This window comes from Serratia sp. Res13-Sevr-LER1-36-b, assembly GCF_015673035.1.
Classification (GTDB): domain Bacteria; phylum Pseudomonadota; class Gammaproteobacteria; order Enterobacterales; family Enterobacteriaceae; genus Chania; species Chania fonticola_C.
This window is the reverse complement of the sequence record NZ_JADACK010000026.1, coordinates 1-545: the sequence shown is the minus strand read 5'-3', so window position 1 is coordinate 545 and position 545 is coordinate 1. Positions and strand designations below refer to the sequence as shown.

Genomic DNA, 545 nt, shown 5'->3' with positions numbered 1-545 from the left:
TCATCTCGAGGCAAGTTTCGCGCTTAGATGCTTTCAGCGCTTATCTTTTCCGCACTTAGCTACCGGGCAGTGCCATTGGCATGACAACCCGAACACCAGTGGTGCGTTCACTCCGGTCCTCTCGTACTAGGAGCAACCCCTCTCAATCTTCCAACGCCCACGGCAGATAGGGACCGAACTGTCTCACGACGTTCTAAACCCAGCTCGCGTACCACTTTAAATGGCGAACAGCCATACCCTTGGGACCTACTTCAGCCCCAGGATGTGATGAGCCGACATCGAGGTGCCAAACACCGCCGTCGATATGAACTCTTGGGCGGTATCAGCCTGTTATCCCCGGAGTACCTTTTATCCGTTGAGCGATGGCCCTTCCATTCAGAACCACCGGATCACTAAGACCTACTTTCGTACCTGCTCGAGCCGTCACTCTCGCAGTCAAGCTAGCTTATGCCTTTGCACTAACCTCACGATGTCCGACCGTGATTAGCTAACCTTCGTGCTCCTCCGTTACTCTTTGGGAGGAGACCGCCCCAGTCAAACTACCC

Annotated in this window: 1 rRNA gene; it reads right to left on the bottom strand. The window is 54.3% G+C overall.

What is annotated here, in order from left to right:
• Window positions 1-545: ribosomal RNA gene (locus tag IMQ33_RS19325) — 23S ribosomal RNA — on the bottom strand; the annotation flags it as partial.